The sequence below is a fragment of the Streptomyces sp. NPDC031474 genome, from assembly GCF_055581185.1.
Window position 1 is genome coordinate 388,571 of record NZ_JBVIJX010000001.1, and the last position, 17,003, is coordinate 405,573.

The following is a 17,003-nucleotide window of genomic DNA, read 5'->3' on the forward strand; positions in this document are numbered from 1 at the left end:
CGGTTTGCCGCACAGAGCGTCGGCCCGGAGAAAGTTTTGGGCCGAGGAGGGCCGGGTGACGACCTATGACGAGCGAGCGAGCCTCACAGATCTGACCGCCACTGTGGAGCGTGTCCGCAGTTCGGTGGAGGGAGTGATCGAGGGCAAGCCCGAGGTCGTACGGCTTTCGCTGACCGTGCTCCTCGCCGAGGGGCATCTGCTGATCGAGGACGTGCCGGGCGTCGGCAAGACGATGCTCGCCAAGGCGCTGGCGAAGTCCATCGACTGCTCGGTGCGCCGTATCCAGTTCACCCCCGACCTGCTGCCCTCGGACATCACCGGTGTCTCCATCTGGGACCAGCAGCGCCGGGACTTCGAGTTCAAGCCGGGCGCGATCTTCTCGCAGATCGTGATCGGCGACGAGATCAACCGCGCCTCGCCCAAGACGCAGTCGGCGCTCCTGGAGTCGCTGGAGGAGCGCCAGGTCACCATCGACGGGACGACGTACGAGCTGCCCAGCCCGTTCATGGTGGTGGCCACGCAGAACCCGGTCGAGATGGAGGGCACCTACCCGCTGCCCGAGGCGCAGCGCGACCGCTTCATGGCCCGCGTCTCCATCGGCTACCCGAGCCCCGAGGCCGAGCTGCAGATGCTCGACGTGCACGGCGGGGTCAACCCCCTGGACGATCTCCAGCCGGTCGCCCACGCGCACGAGATCGTGAAGCTGATCGACGCCGTCCGCGGTGTCCACGTCGCCGACTCGGTCCGCCGCTACGCGGTCGACCTGGTCACGGCCACGCGCACCCATCCCGACCTCAGACTCGGCGCCTCCCCGCGCGCGACGCTGCATCTGGTGCGCGCCGCCAAGGCGACCGCCGCCCTCAGCGGCCGGGACTACGCGCTGCCTGACGACGTCCAGAACCTCGCCGTGGCCGTCCTGGCCCACCGTCTGCTGCCCACCGCGCAGGCCCAGCTGAACCGCCGCACGGCCGAGCAGGTCGTCGAGGAGATCATCCAGCGCACCCCGGTGCCGGCCACTCCCCAGCAGCACGGGTACGGGCTGGGCCACGGCACACAGGCGTACGGCCAGCAGCAGCCGCGGAGGCTGTGATGACCACCGGGGGGACCGGACAGCCCTCGACCGGCCGCGGCGAGGGCCTGAAGAGCGGCGCACGGACGGCCCTGGCCGGACTGACCACCCGCGGCCGCTCCTTCCTGGCCGCCGGTATCGCGGCTGCCATCTGCGCCTATGTGCTGGGACAGCCCGATCTGCTGCGGGTCGGGCTGCTGCTGGCCGCGCTGCCGCTGATCTGCGCGGCCGTCGTCTACCGCACCCGCTACCGGGTGGCCGGCAGTCGCCGGCTGTCTCCCGCGCGCGTGCCCGCCGGCAGCGAGGCCCGCGTCCATCTGCGGATGGACAACGTCTCGCGGCTGCCCACCGGCCTGCTGATGCTCCAGGACCGGGTGCCGTACGTGCTCGGCCCGCGTCCCCGCTTCGTCCTGGACCGGGTGGAGGCGGGCGGCCGCCGCGAGGTGTCCTACCGGGTCCGCTCCGACCTGCGCGGCCGCTACCCGCTGGGCCCGCTCCAGCTGCGGTTGAACGACCCGTTCGGCATGTGCGAACTGACCCGCTCCTTCTCGACGTACGACACGCTGACGGTGATCCCGCGCGTCGAGGCGCTGTCGCCGGTCCGGCTGACCGGCGAGGCCAAGGGGTACGGCGACGGGCGGCAGCGCTCGCTGGCGCTGGCCGGCGAGGACGACGTGATCCCGCGCGGCTACCGCTACGGCGACGACCTGCGCCGCGTGCACTGGCGCCTCACCGCGCGCTACGGCGAGCTGATGGTGCGCCGCGAGGAACAGCCCCAGCGCTCGCGCTGCACGGTGCTCCTGGACACCCGGGGCCTGGCCTACCAGGGCGCGGGCCCGGACTCGGCCTTCGAGTGGGCGGTCTCGGGCGCCGCGTCCGTGCTGGTGCACATGCTGGAGCGGGGCTTCTCGGTACGGCTGCTGACGGACTCCGGCAACTCGGTGCCCGGCGAGGGCGCCGACGGGTTCGCCGGGGCGAACCAGGAGTCGGCGGACGCGGCCGGGCTGATGATGGACACCCTCGCGGTGGTCGACCACTCCGACGGCACGGGCCTGTCCCGGGCCTACGACGTGCTGCGCGGCGGCAACGAGGGGCTGCTGGTGGCGTTCCTCGGTGATCTCGACGAGGAGGAGGCGGCGGTGGCCGCGAAGATGCGCCAGCGCAGCGGAGGCGCGGTCGCCTTCCTCCTGGACGGCGACAGCTGGGTGCGTGAACCGAACGGCGGGCCCGATCCGATGAACAGGCAGGAGGAGCGGCTGCGGATGCTGCGCGAGGCGGGCTGGACGGCCCTGAGCGTGCCGCGGGGCGCTTCGCTGAACGAGCTGTGGCGTCAGGCGGACCGCGACCGGGCGGGCGTGATGACGGCGGGCGCGGCGAGCGGCGGGGAGGCAAGCGCATGAGCGGGCGGGCTCGACTGACGCTGTGCTCCGCGGCGGCGACGCTGTTGGCCTCGTGCGCCCTGCTGCCCCTGGTGGAGCCGGCGACGTGGCTCCTGCAGGCGGCGTTCCTGCTGGCGATCCAGTCCGGGGTGGGCGCGGTGACCCGGCGGGTGCCGTTGGCCCGGCCGCTGACCGTGGCCGCCCAGGCCCTGGTCACGCTGGTGCTGCTGACGCTGGTCTTCGCCCGGGAGCACGCCCTCGCCGGTCTGATCCCCGTCCCGGAGACCTTCCGGTACTTCGGCGACCTGCTCCAGACGGGCGCCGACGACGTGGGGCGGTACGCGATCCCGGCCCCGTTGTCCGACGGCATCCGGCTGATGGTGATCGGCGGGGTGCTGGTCGTCGGCCTGGCGGTGGACACCCTCGCGGTGACGTTCCGCAACGCGGCCCCGGCGGGGCTGCCGCTGCTGGCGCTGTACTCGGTCGCCGCGGGGCTGTCCGACGGGGCGGCCGACTGGCTGTGGTTCCTGGTCGCCGCCGCCGGCTATCTGATGCTGCTGCTCGCCGAGGGCCGGGAGCGGCTCTCGCAGTGGGGCAGGGTCTTCGGCGGGGCTCCGCGCGCCGCGGGTGCGCAGCCCGGGCCGGTTGCCCCGGTGCGCACCGGCCGGCGCATCGGCATGGCCGCGCTGGGTGTCGCTCTGGTGGTGCCGCTGTTGCCGCTGCCGGCGATCCAGGGCGGTCTGCTGGACGGGGCGGGCGTGGGCGCGGGCGCGGGCAACGGCAGTGGGGGCACGATCTCCGCGGTGAACCCGCTGGTGTCGCTGCGCGACAGCCTGAACATGGACGAGGACCGCACGGTCCTGACCCTGAACACCGACACCGGCAACATCTCGGACCTGTACCTGCGGATCGTGTCCCTGGACGACTTCGACGGCACCACGTGGAAGCCGGCGAAGCGCCACATCGTCGCCGTGCCGGACGAGTTGCCCACGCCCGTCGGCCTCGGCCCCGAGGTCAAGCGCGCGAAGTTCACGACCCGGATCGCGGCCGCTTCCGGCTATGCGCAGGACTGGCTGCCGATGCCGTACCCGCCCAGCAGCGTGCTGATCAAGGGCAACTGGCGGTACGAGCCGGTCGGGATGACCCTGGTCGGCGACCACGGCCAGAACACCAGCGGCAAGGCGTACCAGGTGACGAGCCTCGACGTGCAGCCGACGGCGGAGCAGCTGGCCTCGGCTCCCAAGGCGCCCAGCTCGATTCGGAAGGACTACACCAAGGTCCCCGACTCCCTGCCGAAGGTGGTCGCGGAGCAGGCCGCTGAGATCACCAAGGGCGCGACGAGCGACTACGAGAAGGCGGTCAAGCTCCAGGACTACTTCGCGGTGACGGGCGGCTTCGAGTACGACACCCAGGTCGAGGTCGGCAGCGGCCCGGGCGCGATCGCCCGCTTCCTGCGGGACAAGCAGGGCTTCTGCGTGCACTTCTCCTTCGCGATGGCCGCGATGGCCCGCACGCTGGGCATACCGGCGCGGGTCGCGGTGGGCTTCGCTCCGGGGTCCCCGCAGGCGGACGGCTCGGTGGCGGTGAGCCTGAAGGATGCGCACGCCTGGCCGGAGCTGTATTTCGAGGGCGTGGGCTGGACCCGCTTCGAGCCGACCCCGACCCGGGGCACGACGCCCGCGTACACGCTGCCGGAGACCTCGGGCACGACGGTCCCCGACCTGCCGCAGGCCTCGCGTTCGGCGAACGCGGCGCCGTCGGCTCAGCCCTCGGCGAGCACCAGTTGCTCGGCCGAGGACAAGAAGCTCGAGGGCTGCGCAGCCGCACTGCCGGTGAACCAGGCGGGACAGAACGGCGGCGGTGCCCCGTGGTACGAGATCGCCGGCTGGACGCTGCTGGGGGCCGCGGCGCTCGCTCTGCCGCTGCTGCCGATGCTGTGGCGGCTGAGACGGCGTTCAGTGCGGCTGGCGTCCGCCCAGCACTCCGCGTCCGCGGCGTCGGGGGCTCCCCCGGGCCGCCGCAGGGACGGCGAGGGCCGGCAGGCGGACGACGCCGGTCCGGCGGTGCTGCTGGACGTGCCGGCGCAGGAAGCCGGTGAGGCGGCCGTCGGGCACGTCCTGGCGGTGTGGCGGGAGCTCACCGACACGGCGTGGGACTTCGGCATCGAGCCGGACGAGGCGCTGACGCCGCGGCGCGCGGCGGCGCGGATCGTCCGGACCGGCGAACTCGACGACACGGTGGGCCGTGCGGTGCACCGGGTCGCGGGCGCCGTGGAGCAGGTGCTGTACGCCCCGGAGCCGAGGGCCGAGGCCGGGCTGGCCGACGAGGTCCGCAAGGTCCGGGGGGCCCTGCGGGAGAAGGCCGACTGGACCACGCGCGTGCGTGCCGTGGTGGCGCCCCGATCGGCGATCCGCGCGCTCTGGGACCTGAGCGACCGCTGGACGGCTTTCAAGGCGTCCTGGGCGGCCCGTCTGACGGCTCTGGTGCGCCGGCCCTCCGGCCAGCAGAGCGGCTGAGCTCCGGCCGGCCATCAGCTCCTCCGGCCGGCGCCGAGCTCATGCCGGCAGGGCGGCTGCGAACGACGTTGAGGGGGCGACCACCCGGCCGGGTGGTCGCCCCCTCAACGTCGTTCGTGTACGGGCGGTGTCAGTGGCCGCCCTGCTCGTCACGGCGGCGCTGCCAGCGCTGCTCGATCCGGTCCATCATCGAGCGCTTCTGCCGAACCTGACCGCGGGTGTGCGGGGCGCCCGAGGCGCCGGCCGCGGGATGTTCGCCCGGCTTGGGCGCCTTGCGCCAGCCGGTCACGGCGAGCACCGCACAGCCCAGCATGACGAGGAAGCCCACCACGCTCAGCCAGACCTGTTTCGCGACCATACCGGCCATGAGGAGCGCGATTCCCACGAGGAAGCCAGCGACCGCCTGGTAGACCCGCCGCCGGGTGTACGTACGCAGCCCGCTTCCCTCGAGCGCCGACGCGAACTTGGGATCTTCGGCGTACAGCGCTCGCTCCATCTGCTCGAGCATGCGCTGCTCGTGCTCCGAGAGCGGCACGGAGTCCTCCTCATCGTGCAGTCGCCGGGGCGACCCGGGGGGTCCCTTCAGGATAGGCAGGGAATCGCCCCCGTGAAACCCGCCCCTCTACGCCAATTGGCCAACCGGAGCCCGTCATGGACGTCCCGGCTCGCTGAGGTTTCCATTCCCCGGCGGCCGACCCGTCATGCCGGGCGGTCTCCCTCGATCATACGGCGCACAGCGCCGGAACGGGGGGCCTGTGGCGTACTCCATGCCCAGCCAAGGCCCTGATCAGGGGTGCGCCCCGGGAGGCGCTCAGGCCCCTTCGGTCCCCCGCGTCTCCCCGAGCACATGGAGTTGGGTGGCCACGGAGTGGAATGCGGGGAGTTCGGCGGCCGCCTCCTCCAGCTTCAGCAGGGCTTCGAGGGCTCCCGGCTCGGTGTCCACCAGCACGCCGGGGACGAGGTCGGCGAAGACCCGCACGCCGTGGACGGCGCCGACCCGAAGGCCCGCGGCCTCGACCAGTTCGGTGAGCTGCTCGGCGGTGAAGCGGCGCGGCACGGGGTCGCCCGCGCCCCAGCGGCCGTCGGGGTCGGTGAGGGCCTGGCGGGCCTCCTTGAAGTGGCCGGCGAGGGCCCGCGCGAGCACGGCGCCGCCGAGTCCGGCGGCGAGGACGCTGAGGACGCCCTCGGAGCGCAGGGCCGCCACGGCGTTGCGGACGCCCTCGGCGGGGTCGTCGACGTACTCCAGGACGCCGTGGCACAGGACGGCGTCGTAGCCGCCGCGGTCGACCACGTCGAAGAGTCCGTGGGCGTCGCCCTGGACGCCCGTCACGCGGTCGGCGACGCCGGCCTCGGCGGTGCGGCGTTCCAGGGCGAACAGCGCGTTGGGGCTGGGGTCGACGACGGTGACGCGGTGCCCCAACAGGGCGGCGGGCACCGCGAAGTTGCCGCTGCCGCCGCCGGTGTCGAGGACGTCCAGTGACTCGCGGCCGGTCGCCTTGACCCGGCGTTCGAGGGCGTCCTGAAGGACCTCCCAGACCACGGCGGTACGGAGGGAGGCGCGGGGTCGGGGGTGGGAGGTGGGCGGGCGCATCGGGTCCGACACGGCAGTTGACTCCTCGGCGCGGCACCGCCTCTTGCGCGGCGGAGCGAACGGGCTGCCTCCCCGCAACCGGTCCGGCCCGGGGTTCGGGCGGGCCGCGGGAAGACTTCAGGCGCCTTCCACCTTATTGCCTCCGTATCGGCTCCGGCGCCCTGCCCGGCCCTGGTGGCGCGACACGGCGGCGGGCCACGCCGGCCCGTGTCCGGCGGGCGCCTCAGCCCGCGTCCGGCAGGTCGCGCTCCGCGCCGGAGCCGCCCGGGCCGTCCTCTTCCCGGCGCCCCTCCTTTCGCCCCTCCCGGTGCCCCTCCTGGCGGGGTTGGGGCAGGATCGGCTGGAGCACCAGCATGCGTTCGACGAGGCGGAGGAACATCGCCACGTCGCGGATCAGGTCGTCGGCGTCCCGGCGGCTCGCCGCGCCCTGGATGCCCGCCTCGGCCCGGGCGCGGCGCCGGGCCCCGGAGGCGAACAGCGCGCTCCACTCGGTGAGTTCGGGCGCTATCTCGGGGAGCACTTCCCAGGCGCTGCGGATGCGGGCCCGGCGGCGAGGGGAGGGTTCGGGGCGGCCCCGGGCGGCGAGCACGGCCGCCGCGGTGCGCAGGGCGGCGAGGTGGGCCGTGGCGTAGCGCTCGTTGGGGGTTTCGAGGAGGGCCGCCTCGTCCAGCCCGGCGCGGGCCTGGGCGAGGAGGTCGAGGGCGGCGGGCGGGGCCGTGGTGCGGCGCAGCACGGGGTGCACATCGCTCGCGGGGCCGGTCAGTGAGGGGGCAGGGCCGGTGGCGCGGCGCCGGTGTGCGGCGGCTGCGTGGTGGTGGGCCATGACGAGCCTCCTGTCGTCAGTTGACGGCACGGGTCCTCATACGGGGGTCCCGTATGTACTCATCGTGCGGTATGCCACTGACAATCCGTTCTGACCTGGGCTTTTGCTTCGCGCGAAGGTTCGGGATAGTTTTTGCACTGACTAGTCAGTTCAAATTCGGGTTCTCAGGGGGACCAGTGGACGGAGTCGGTGTCACAGCCGACAGCCTCGGGCTCCGGGGCCCCCGCGGGTGGGCGTTCCGCGGCATCGGCGTCGACGCGGAGCCGGGCTCGCTGATCGCGATCGAGGGACCGTCCGGCTCCGGCCGGACGAGCCTGCTGCTCGCCCTCACCGGACGGATGAAGGCCACCGAGGGAACGGCGACCGTGGGCGGCGCACGGCTGCCGAGGCAACTGGCGGCCGTGCGGCGCGTCGCCGGGCTGGCGCACGTCGCCGGTGTGACCGACCTCGAACCGGCCCTGACCGTCGGGGAGCACCTGCACGAGCGGGCGCTGCTAGAACGGCGGTTCGGCGGCTCCGTACGGGAGTTGCTGCGCCCGCGCGCGGAGCGGGCGACGCGGGCGCGGCTGCGGATCGAGACCGCGCTCGCCGCCGCCGGGCTCGACCCCGAAACCCTGCCCAAGGGAACGCGGACCGCCGTCCGGGACCTGGAGCGCCTCGAAGCCCTGCGGCTCTCCGTGGCGCTGGCGCTCATCGGGCGTCCCGGACTGCTCGGCGTCGACGACGTCGAACTGAAGCTGACGGGCGCCGAGCGGGAGGAGGCCTGGGCACTGCTCAGGTCCCTCGCCGAGGCGGGCACCACGGTCCTCGCGGTGTGCGGCGAGGCCCCCGAGGGCACCGTCCCGGTCCCCACGCGCGCGGACGCCGTCCCCGCCGGCCAGGAGACCGCCACCGCTGCCGAACAGGAACCCGAGCAGCGGCAGGAACCCGAGCAGGAAGAGGAAAAGACGGATGCGCTCGCCGAGACTGGCCGCGCTTGAGCTCCGGCGCTTCGGCCGGGGCCGACTCCCCCGGGCCGCGCTCGTGGCGCTCCTGCTGCTGCCCCTGCTGTACGGCGCGCTGTACCTGTGGTCCTTCTGGGACCCCTACGGCAGGCTCGACCGGATCCCCGTGGCGCTCGTGAACGACGACACGGGGGCGAGCGCCGACGGGAAGCGGATCAGCGCCGGGGACGACCTCAGCAAGGGCCTGCGCGACAGCGAGGTCTTCGACTGGCACGAGGTCAGTGCCGCCGAGGCACGCGCGGGCGTGGAGGACGGCCGGTACTACCTGTCGCTGACCATGCCGGCCGACTTCAGCCGGCGCATCGCCTCCAGCGCGGGCGCCTCCCCCGAGACGAGCGCCCTTCAGGTGCGCACGAACGACGCGAACAACTACATCGTCGGGCAGATCTCACGGACGGTCTTCAGCGAGGTGCGCACGGCCGCGTCCACGAAGGCGTCGCGGTCCTTCCTGGACAAGATCTTCGTGTCGTTCTCCGACATCCACGGCGCGACCGCGAAGGCCGCCGACGGTGCCGACGACCTCAAGGGCGGCATCGGGAAGGCCGAGGCGGGCTCCAAGGACCTCGCCGACGGGCTGAGCGACGCCAAGGACGGCAGCGGCAAGCTGGCGAAGGGTCTGAAGAAGCTCGACACGGGCGCCGACAACCTCCAGGACGGCTCGCAGAAGGTCGCGGACGGCACCCAGACGCTCGCCGACAAGGTCAACGGGGTCGCCGACGCGGTGGGGCCCTACCTGAAGGACAACGAGAAGACCATCGGGGACACCGCCCAGCTGGTCGCCGACTCCGCCAAGGTGATCGGCGACAACCTGGAGACCCTGGTGAAGGCGGCGCCGACCGCCGCCGAGGGCGCCCACACGGCCTCGGACACGCTCGCCGCCGTCCACAAGGCCCGCTGCGAGACGCCGTTGCTGCCCGACCCCGCCTGCGCCGACCTGGCGAAGGCCAAGGACGCCGCCGCCGACGTGGCGAAGGTCGCCGACGACCTCAACACCCTGATCGCCGACCAGGACGGCGACCTGAAGACGCTCCGCACCAACCTCGCCACCCTGCGGACGCAGGCCCAGGCGCTCGCCGACAGCGCCCCGCACCTGTACGAGGACCTCACCGACGCCGCGTCCAAGGTCAACGCGCTGAACACCGGCGCCGCGAAGGTCGCCAAGGGCGCCAAGCAACTGAACACCGGGCTCGGCACGGCCAAGACGGGGTCCGTCGACCTGGACGCGGGCGTCGGCAAGCTGGAGACGGGCGCCCAGGACCTCAACGGCGGCATGTTCAAGCTCTCCGACGGCTCCGGGAAACTCGCCGACGGCCTGCACGACGGCGTCGCGCAGATCCCCGACTACGACCGACGACAGCGCGACGCGCGCACCGCCGTCATGGCCGACCCCGTGCGGCTCGCCTCCCAGGATCTGCACAAGGCCCCCAACTACGGCACCGGCTTCGCCCCGTACTTCATCCCGCTGTCGCTGTGGGTGGGCGCCATGGTGGCGTACATGCTGATCGCGCCGATGAACCGGCGCGCCCTCGCCGCGGGCGCCCCGGCGTGGCGGATCGCGCTGGCGGGCTGGCTGCCGGTGGTCGCGGTCGGGGTGCTGCAGACGACGGCGCTGATGGCCGTGCTGCACTGGGCGATCGGCCTGAAGACGGCACGGGCGGCCGGCACGGTGGGCTTCCTGTTCCTCGTGACGGCGTGCTTCGCGGCCCTCGTGCAGTGGCTCAACGCGCGCTTCGGAGCGGCGGGCCGGATTCTCGTACTCGCCCTGCTGATGCTGCAGTTGACGTCGGCGGGCGGCACGTACCCCGTGCAGACCAGCCCCGGCTTCTTCAACGCGATCCACCCCTGGCTGCCGATGAGCTACGTCGTCGAGGCCCTCAGGAGGCTCATCACGGGCGGCGGTCTGGAACCCGTGTGGCACGCGTGCGTGGTGCTCGCCGCCTTCACCGCGGGCGCCCTGGCGCTGACCGCCCTGTCGGCGCGCCGCCGCCAGGTCTGGACGATGGACCGGCTGCACCCGGAGCTGAGCCTGTGAAGATCCGGCGTCCGGGAGGCCGCGTTCCTGTGACAATCAGGACCATGGAAAGCAGCACCACCCCAGGCGGCCGCACCCGCCGCGAGACCACCCGGCAGAAGCTCTACGAGGCGGCCGTCACCCTCATCGCCGAGCAGGGCTTCTCCGCGACCACGGTGGACGAGATCGCCGAACGGGCCGGCGTGGCGAAGGGCACGGTCTACTACAACTTCGCCAGCAAGTCGGTCCTCTTCGAGGAGCTGCTGAGGCACGGCGTCGGTCTCCTCACCGCCTCCCTGCGGGAGGCCGCCGAGCGGACGGCGCGGGAGGGCGGCAGCAAGGTCGACGCGCTGGACGCGATGGTCCGCGCGGGCCTCGTCTTCATCGACCGCTACCCGTCGTTCACGCAGCTCTATGTGGCCGAGCTGTGGCGCACGAACCGGGCCTGGCAGTCCACGCTCATGGTGGTCCGGCGGGAGGCGGTGGCCGTCGTGGAGGGGGTGCTGCGCGAGGGCGTCGAGAACGGCGAGTTCAGCGACGAGATCGACGTGCAGCTGACGGCGGCCGCGCTGGTCGGCATGGTGCTGGTGGCCGCCCTGGACTGGCAGGCCTTCCAGCCGGAGCGGTCCCTGGACGACGTCCACTCGGCGCTGTCGCGGCTGCTGCAGGGGCGGGTCAGCGGACACCGCTGACAGGGCCGCACGCGCGCGTGCACCGCGCCCCGCAAACGCCGGGAACGGCCGCGCGCGGGCACACGAAAGCGCCGGTCCGTGGTGGCCACGTCCCCCGTGGGCCGCCTCGAACCGGCGCTTCCTCGTGCTCCCCCGTTTCCCCCCGATCCCCCCGTGTCTCCCCCGTTGAACCCCCGTTCGGTCTTCCCCCGGGGTGCCCCCCGTGCCTCGCTCCCGCCGAACTGGCCGGCGGAAGGAGCGGATCGAGGGCCGCTCCGTTCCGGCGCCCCGTGTCGCCGGTACCGGAGCCGCGCCCCTTCTCCGTGCCTCCACTCTCCCGTTCGCGCAGGTCGCCCCCATCCGCGCGCGTACTCAACTCACCCCCTAGGTACGCGTACTCAGGCCTGCGCACTCATCCCCAGGACGCCGCAGTGCCGACTGGATACGATCGCGTCCGTGTCCGTACTCCCCCTCGTGTTCACCAGCGGCTGGGCCAGCGGCGTCAACGCCTACGCGGTGGTGCTGCTCCTCGGCGTCTTCGGTGCGACCGGCCTGAGCGACGACGTCCCGCAGACGCTGCAACGCCCCGAGGTGCTCGTCGCCGCGGGCGTCCTGTTCCTGTGCGAGGCGGTCGCCGACAAGATTCCCTACGTCGACTCGGCGTGGGACTCGGTGCACACGGTGGTCCGGCCGCTGGCCGGGGCCTGGGTGGGGACGCTGCTCGCCGGGCAGAGCGGTTCGCTCTCGGACGTGGCGGCGGGACTGCTCGGCGGTTCGACGGCGCTGGCCAGCCACACCGTCAAGGCGGGCACCCGGATGGCGGTCAACGCCTCGCCGGAGCCCTTCAGCAACGTGATCGTGAGCCTCGCCGAGGATCTCGGGGTCGGCGGGATCGTGACGTTCGCGATGTTCCACCCGGGCGCGGCCGCGATCATCGCGGGCGCCTTGCTGCTGGCCGGACTGACGGTCCTGTTCTTCCTCGTCTCCCGGATCCGCCGCTTTCTGCGGCGCCGGGCGCAGCGCCGGGAGGAACGCCGCCTGCCAGGGCGGACACAGTCCCCGCCGTGGTGAAACGCCGCTGGTCACGGGCCCGTGACGGCGCTGTCAGTGGCGGCCGATAAAGTCGCGGGCATGGGACGGATTGCGGTGATCGGCGCCGGGATGGGCGCGCTGGCGGCGGCCGCCCGGCTGGCCGTGGCGGGCCACCGGGTGACGGTGTACGAGCGGACGGAGACGTACGGCGGTGCCGTGCGCCGCTTCGAGCGGGCCGGCTTCGGTTTCGACACCGGCCCGGGTCTGCTCCCCCTCCCCGCCGTCTACCGCGACCTGTTCGTCAAGACCGGCAAGGAGCCGTTGGAGGCCTGCGTCGAGCTGGTGCAGGTCGACCCGTCCGCACGGCATGTGTTCGCGGACGGCACCGAGGTGTCCCTGCCGAACGCCTCGCGCGCGGGGGTCGTCTCGGCGCTGGACGAGGCGCTGGGGGCGCGGGCCGGGCAGCGCTGGGGCGACTTCCTGGTGCGGGCCCGCGAGGCCTGGGACCGCACCCGCCGCCCGCTCCTGGAGGAGCCCCTGTGGCCGAACTGGTCGGTGCTGGCCGACCGTGAGCCCTACCCGGCGGTCCCGCACAAGCGGCTGCTGCGCACCCGGCAGGCGGGCACCCTCGGCGAGGTCGGCGCCTGGGAGCTGCGCGATCCCCGGCTCACCGCGCTGCTGGAGGGCCATGCGCTCGCGTACGGTCTGGATCCGCGGGTGACCCCGGCGAGCGCGGCCGTCCTGCCGTACCTGGAGCACGCCTTCGGCACGTGGTACGTGCGCGGGGGGATCCGGGAGCTGGCCCGCGCGGTGTACGAGCGGTGTCTGGCGCGCCGGGTCGCGTTCGTGTTCGACGCCGAGGTCACCCGCGTCCTGGAGAAGGACGGCCGTGCTGCGGGTGTGGAGTTGGCCGACGGCGCGGTGGCGGAGGCCGACTTCGTGGTCGCCCCGGGCTGCGTCGAGGGTCTGCCGGCGCGCGCGGACGGCGAAGTCGTCCCTCAGCAGGGTCTGCCCAGTCGGCTGACCGTGCTGCTCGCGCTGCGCGGTGCCCGGCCGGCGGGGACCGCCCACCGGACGGTGGTGCACACGGCGGACCGCGAGGGGGAGTTGGAGAGTCTGTTCGGGGCTGCGCCGACGGTGCCCGCGGGGCCGACGGTGACGGTCCTGCGGCCCGACGACCCCGGGCTGGTGCCTGACGGCGACCATGAGGCGGTCACGCTCAGTGCCGTCGTCCCCGCCGGGGCGGAGATACGTGACGCACACGTGGAGGCGCTGGTCGCCGTCGCCGAGCGGGCCGTCCCCGGTCTGCGGGACCGCGTCCTGTGGCGGCAGGTGCGCACGCCCGCCGACATCGCGCGGGAGACGGGCGCGGCGGGCGGGGCCGTCCCGGCGCCGGCGCTGGCCGCGGCCGGGGGGCGCCTGCTGCATCCCGCCAACTCCACGGGCCTGCCGGGCCTGTTCACCGTCGGCGGCTGGTCGCACCCGGGCGGCGGACTCCCGCACGCGGGCATGTCGGGCGCGCTGGTGTCCGGCCTGATCGTGGAGGGCCCGCAGTTCCGGGGCTCGCAGTGAGCCCCCGGTAGCCGTCGGGCGGGGGCATCCCGAGACGAACGCGGCCGTCAGAACCGATACTGCTGCTCGTCGAAGCCGTTCCCCTGGCCCTGACCCTGGCCCTGGCCCTGCCCTTGCTGCTGGCCGTCGCCCTGGTAGGGGTACGGGTGCTGCTCGGCGGGGAGTTCACCGCCGAGCGGGTCGTCGGTGTTGCGCTGCTGCGGGACCCAGACGCCGCCGGCCGGGGTCTCCCCGTAGCCGCCGTTGCCGTACTGGTCCTGGCCGTAGCCCTGTTGCCCGTACTGCTGCTGGTAGCCGGCGTCGTAGGAGCCGCCGCCGTAGGTCTGGGTGCCGATGTACGGGTCGGAGTAGGCGGCGTACTGCTGCTCGCCGGTGGCGTCGTAGCCGTACTGCTGCTGGTGGTATCCGGCGTAGGTGTCGTAGCCGTAGTTCTGGTCCGCGCCCTGGCCGGCCGCCGCGTACTGGTCCTGGGGCTGGGCCTGGGCCTGGCCGTTCGCGGCGGCGTACGCGGCATCGCTGTATATGCCGTAGGAGCCGGTCTCGTCGGGCAGGGGCTGCGGCTCGTAGACGGACGTCGTCCCGGCGGCCGTCGGGTCGCCGCCCCGGGCGGCGGGCGCGAAGACGTCGTCGTGGTCGTAGTCGTCGTCGCCGAACGTGTTCCGGTCGCCGAAGGCGTTCTGGTCCCGGCCGAACGCGTCGCTGTCCGTGCCGTACGGGGTGTCGGAGCCGGGGCCTGCCGCCTCCATACCGGTGACGTCGAGGGCCGGGTCCTGGGGCTCGGCCTTGCCACGGCGGCGCTTGGGCAGCTTGCCGACGAGGCCGCTCGCGCCACCACCGCCGTCCGCCCCCGCGTCCGTGTCGGTGCGCCGGAAGGCCCAGCCCTCGGCGAACCCGCGCCGGAACGAGAGCGTGACGTACGTCTGGCCGACCGCGAAGGCGACAGCGCCCAGCGCGATGACGACGACCGCCGGGATCAGGACACCGAGGACAACGCCGAGGAAGCCCACGAAGGCCAGCAGTCGCCAGCGCAACCGCGCCTTGTACTGCAGCAGCACCTCACCGAGCAGCCACAACGCGACGATGCCGAACGCGATGTAGAGGACCGTCCAGCCCATGTACGCCCCTCTCCCAGTGGCCGCTACGCAGTGTGTCGTATATCGGTGCGACCGGTCTAGGCCTGCGGCGGGTGGTGCAGGCCCAGGTTTTCGTAGATTTCCAGCGTCGCCGTGGAGCTGTTGAGCGTGATGAAGTGCAGTCCGGGCACTCCCTCGGCCAGCAGCCGGGCGCAGAACTCCGTGGCGAAGTCGATGCCAATGGAGCGTACAGCGGCCGGATCGTCTTTGGCTGTGAGGATCCGCTCTTTCAGGGCGTCCGGGAAGTGGGCGTTACTGAGCTTGGGCAGGCGTTCCAGCATCTTCACGCTCGTCACCGGAAGAACCTCGGGAATGACCGGAGTCACACAACCGGCCGCCGCGACCCGGTCGCGCAGCCGCAGGTACGACTCGGGCTCGAAGAACATCTGCGTGATGGCGTAGTCGGCGCCGGCCCGGCACTTGTCGACGAAGTGCGCGACGTCCGTGTCCCAGTCGCCGGAGCGCGGGTGCATCTCGGGGAAAGCGGCGACGCCCACGCAGAAGTCGCCCGACTCCTTGATGAGCCGGACGAGTTCGGCGGCGTACGTCAGGCCGCGCGGGTGCGGCACCCAGGCGCCCATCGGGTCGCCGGGCGGGTCGCCGCGCACGGCGAGCATGTTGCGGATCCCGGCGTCCGCGTACTGGCCGATGATGTTGCGCAGTTCGGCGATGGAGTGGTCCACGGCGGTGAGGTGCGCGACCGGCGTGAGCGTGGTGTCCACGACGATCTGCTGGGTCTCCTTGACCGTGCCGGCGCGGGTGGAGCCACCGGCGCCGTAGGTCACGGAGACGAAGTCGGGGGCGACCGCCTCGACCCTCCTGAGCGCGCTCCACAGGTTCCGCTCGCCCTTGGGCGTTTTGGGTGCCGAGAACTCGAAGGAGTACGTCGTCTTGCCCGCGGCGAGCATGTCACGCACAGTACGTGCGCGGTCCGTCCTGGTGGATGCGGTTCCTAGGGCCATACCCGCAGGTTAGCCAGGGGTGGGCGGTCCCCCAACCGGACTGGGCAAATTTGCCCGAATTGTCGACTTGTTGTCCATCCCTTGGACAACCGTGCGCTACGCGTGGCTCAGCCGCTTCGCGAACTCCGCGGCCGCGGCGCCGGGGTCGTCGGCCTCCGTGATCGCCCGGACGACGACGACCCGGCGGGCGCCCGCCGCCAGCACCTCGTCGAGGTTGCCGAGGTCGATGCCGCCGATGGCGAACCAGGGGCGGTCGGCGCCCAGCGAGGCCGTGTGCCGGACCAGGTCGAGGCCGGGGGCGTGCCGGCCGGGCTTGGTGGGGGTGGGCCAGCACGGGCCGGTGCAGAAGTAGTCCACGCCCTCCTGGACGGCGGCGGCCCCGGCTTCCGCCTCGGAGTGCGTGGAGCGGCCGATGAGGACGTCCTCGCCGAGGATCGCGCGGGCCGCGGGGACCGGCAGGTCGCCCTGTCCGAGGTGGAGGACGGCGGCGCCGGCGGCATGCGCGACGTCCGCGCGGTCGTTGACCGCGAGCAGCTTGCCATGCCGGGCGCAGGCGTCCGCGAACACCTTCAGATGCTCCAGCTCCCCGGCCGCCTCCATGCCCTTGTCGCGCAGCTGGACGATGTCGACGCCGCCCGCGAGGACCGCGTCCAGGAACTCCGGAAGGTCGCCCTGACGGGTGCGGGCATCCGTGCACAGGTACAGACGGGCGTCGGCCAGGCGGCCGCCGGCGGTGTCGGGCATACGAAGTCCCCCCGGGGTGGTGGCGTACGAGGGCGGGCGAGCCCCCGTACGCCGGGTGATGGGTGCGAATCCTCGGCTCAGACGGCGAGCGCCTGGGCGCGGCGCTTCACCTCCGTGCCGCGATTCTCACTCAGGGCCTGGGCCGGCGTGCCGGGCAGGCTCGGGTCGGCGGTGAAGAGCCACTCGAGCATCTCCTCGTCCGTGAAGCCGTCGTCCCGCAGCAGGGTCAGGGTCCCGGACAGGCCCTTCACCACCTTGTCCCCGTCGATGAAGGCGGCGGGAACGTGCAGCGCGCGGTTCTCGCCACGGCGTACGGCGATGAGCTGGCCCTCCTTGACCAGCTGCCGGACGCGCGTCACCTCGACATCGAGCATTTCGGCGATGTCGGGCACGGTGAGCCAGGCGGGGACGAGAGCATCGATCTTTGCGTCAATCTCGGTCACGGGAACAAGCCTGCCATCTGCCACTGACAGTCGGAAGCCGGGCCGGTCCGACC

Annotated in this window: 15 protein-coding genes; 8 read left to right on the forward strand and 7 right to left on the reverse strand. The window is 73.1% G+C overall.

Annotation, left to right across the window (positions count from 1 at the left end):
• The first annotated feature begins 55 nt into the window (after nucleotides 1–55).
• From ACZ5SK_RS01820 to ACZ5SK_RS01830, 3 genes are read left to right on the forward strand one after another with little or no spacing between them, the layout of a single operon-like run.
• Nucleotides 56–1,090: an AAA family ATPase gene (locus ACZ5SK_RS01820; RefSeq protein ID WP_334580883.1), complete on the forward strand. Its 1,035-nt coding sequence runs from the start codon at nucleotides 56–58 to the stop codon at nucleotides 1,088–1,090.
• A complete protein-coding gene (locus ACZ5SK_RS01825; RefSeq protein ID WP_334580882.1) occupies nucleotides 1,090–2,469 on the forward strand; it encodes a DUF58 domain-containing protein in 1,380 nt (459 codons plus the stop codon). The genes ACZ5SK_RS01820 and ACZ5SK_RS01825 overlap by 1 nt, the downstream gene beginning before the upstream one ends.
• On the forward strand, nucleotides 2,466–4,964 hold the full coding sequence (locus ACZ5SK_RS01830) for a transglutaminase TgpA family protein (RefSeq protein WP_334580881.1): 2,499 nt from the start codon (nucleotides 2,466–2,468) through the stop codon (nucleotides 4,962–4,964). Before ACZ5SK_RS01825 ends, ACZ5SK_RS01830 begins: the two co-directional genes overlap by 4 nt.
• A 130-nt stretch (nucleotides 4,965–5,094) precedes the next feature.
• Here the strand turns inward: ACZ5SK_RS01830 and ACZ5SK_RS01835 are convergent, their stop codons facing one another.
• The 3 genes from ACZ5SK_RS01835 to ACZ5SK_RS01845 all read right to left on the reverse strand — a co-directional run bounded on the left by ACZ5SK_RS01835 (nucleotide 5,095) and on the right by ACZ5SK_RS01845 (nucleotide 7,378).
• On the reverse strand, nucleotides 5,095–5,499 hold the full coding sequence (locus tag ACZ5SK_RS01835; protein WP_468155747.1) for a DUF3040 domain-containing protein: 405 nt from the start codon (nucleotides 5,497–5,499) through the stop codon (nucleotides 5,095–5,097).
• A 276-nt stretch (nucleotides 5,500–5,775) separates the two neighbouring features.
• Nucleotides 5,776–6,555 (reverse strand): methyltransferase, encoded by a 780-nt coding sequence (locus ACZ5SK_RS01840; RefSeq protein ID WP_468575217.1) that lies wholly within the window; start codon nucleotides 6,553–6,555, stop codon nucleotides 5,776–5,778.
• A 223-nt stretch (nucleotides 6,556–6,778) separates the two neighbouring features.
• The gene (locus tag ACZ5SK_RS01845; RefSeq protein ID WP_468575093.1) at nucleotides 6,779–7,378 is read right to left on the reverse strand and encodes an SAV_6107 family HEPN domain-containing protein; all 600 of its coding nucleotides are present in this window, start codon (nucleotides 7,376–7,378) and stop codon (nucleotides 6,779–6,781) included.
• A 176-nt stretch (nucleotides 7,379–7,554) separates the two neighbouring features.
• Between ACZ5SK_RS01845 and ACZ5SK_RS01850 the strand changes: the two genes are divergently transcribed.
• The 5 genes from ACZ5SK_RS01850 to ACZ5SK_RS01870 all read left to right on the forward strand — a co-directional run bounded on the left by ACZ5SK_RS01850 (nucleotide 7,555) and on the right by ACZ5SK_RS01870 (nucleotide 13,668).
• On the forward strand, nucleotides 7,555–8,358 hold the full coding sequence (locus ACZ5SK_RS01850) for an ATP-binding cassette domain-containing protein (RefSeq protein ID WP_334580877.1): 804 nt from the start codon (nucleotides 7,555–7,557) through the stop codon (nucleotides 8,356–8,358).
• Entirely contained in the window at nucleotides 8,330–10,414 is a 2,085-nt protein-coding gene (locus ACZ5SK_RS01855; protein WP_468575095.1) for a YhgE/Pip family protein, read from the forward strand. The genes ACZ5SK_RS01850 and ACZ5SK_RS01855 overlap by 29 nt, the downstream gene beginning before the upstream one ends.
• Before the next feature lie 44 nt (nucleotides 10,415–10,458).
• On the forward strand, nucleotides 10,459–11,085 hold the full coding sequence (locus ACZ5SK_RS01860; RefSeq protein WP_079662899.1) for a TetR/AcrR family transcriptional regulator: 627 nt from the start codon (nucleotides 10,459–10,461) through the stop codon (nucleotides 11,083–11,085).
• A gap of 435 nt (nucleotides 11,086–11,520) precedes the next feature.
• Nucleotides 11,521–12,135, forward strand: a complete 615-nt coding sequence (locus ACZ5SK_RS01865; RefSeq protein ID WP_334580875.1) for a DUF4126 domain-containing protein — start codon at nucleotides 11,521–11,523, stop codon at nucleotides 12,133–12,135.
• Between the two features lie 60 nt (nucleotides 12,136–12,195).
• Complete coding sequence (locus ACZ5SK_RS01870) at nucleotides 12,196–13,668, forward strand: phytoene desaturase family protein (protein WP_334580874.1); 1,473 nt, start codon at nucleotides 12,196–12,198, stop codon at nucleotides 13,666–13,668.
• 47 nt (nucleotides 13,669–13,715) lie between these two features.
• On the opposite strand, the gene ACZ5SK_RS01875 is transcribed toward ACZ5SK_RS01870, so the two are convergent.
• From ACZ5SK_RS01875 to ACZ5SK_RS01890, 4 genes are all read right to left on the reverse strand, one after another.
• Nucleotides 13,716–14,783 (reverse strand): SCO2102 family sporulation regulator, encoded by a 1,068-nt coding sequence (locus ACZ5SK_RS01875; RefSeq protein WP_334580872.1) that lies wholly within the window; start codon nucleotides 14,781–14,783, stop codon nucleotides 13,716–13,718.
• A 56-nt stretch (nucleotides 14,784–14,839) separates the two neighbouring features.
• Entirely contained in the window at nucleotides 14,840–15,763 is a 924-nt protein-coding gene (gene metF, locus ACZ5SK_RS01880) for a methylenetetrahydrofolate reductase [NAD(P)H] (protein ID WP_334580871.1), read from the reverse strand.
• 96 nt (nucleotides 15,764–15,859) lie between these two features.
• Complete coding sequence (gene thiE, locus ACZ5SK_RS01885) at nucleotides 15,860–16,507, reverse strand: thiamine phosphate synthase (protein WP_361700062.1); 648 nt, start codon at nucleotides 16,505–16,507, stop codon at nucleotides 15,860–15,862.
• Nucleotides 16,508–16,584: 77 nt separating this feature from the next.
• Complete coding sequence (locus ACZ5SK_RS01890; RefSeq protein WP_334580869.1) at nucleotides 16,585–16,950, reverse strand: Rv2175c family DNA-binding protein; 366 nt, start codon at nucleotides 16,948–16,950, stop codon at nucleotides 16,585–16,587.
• Between the last annotated feature and the right edge of the window lie 53 nt (nucleotides 16,951–17,003).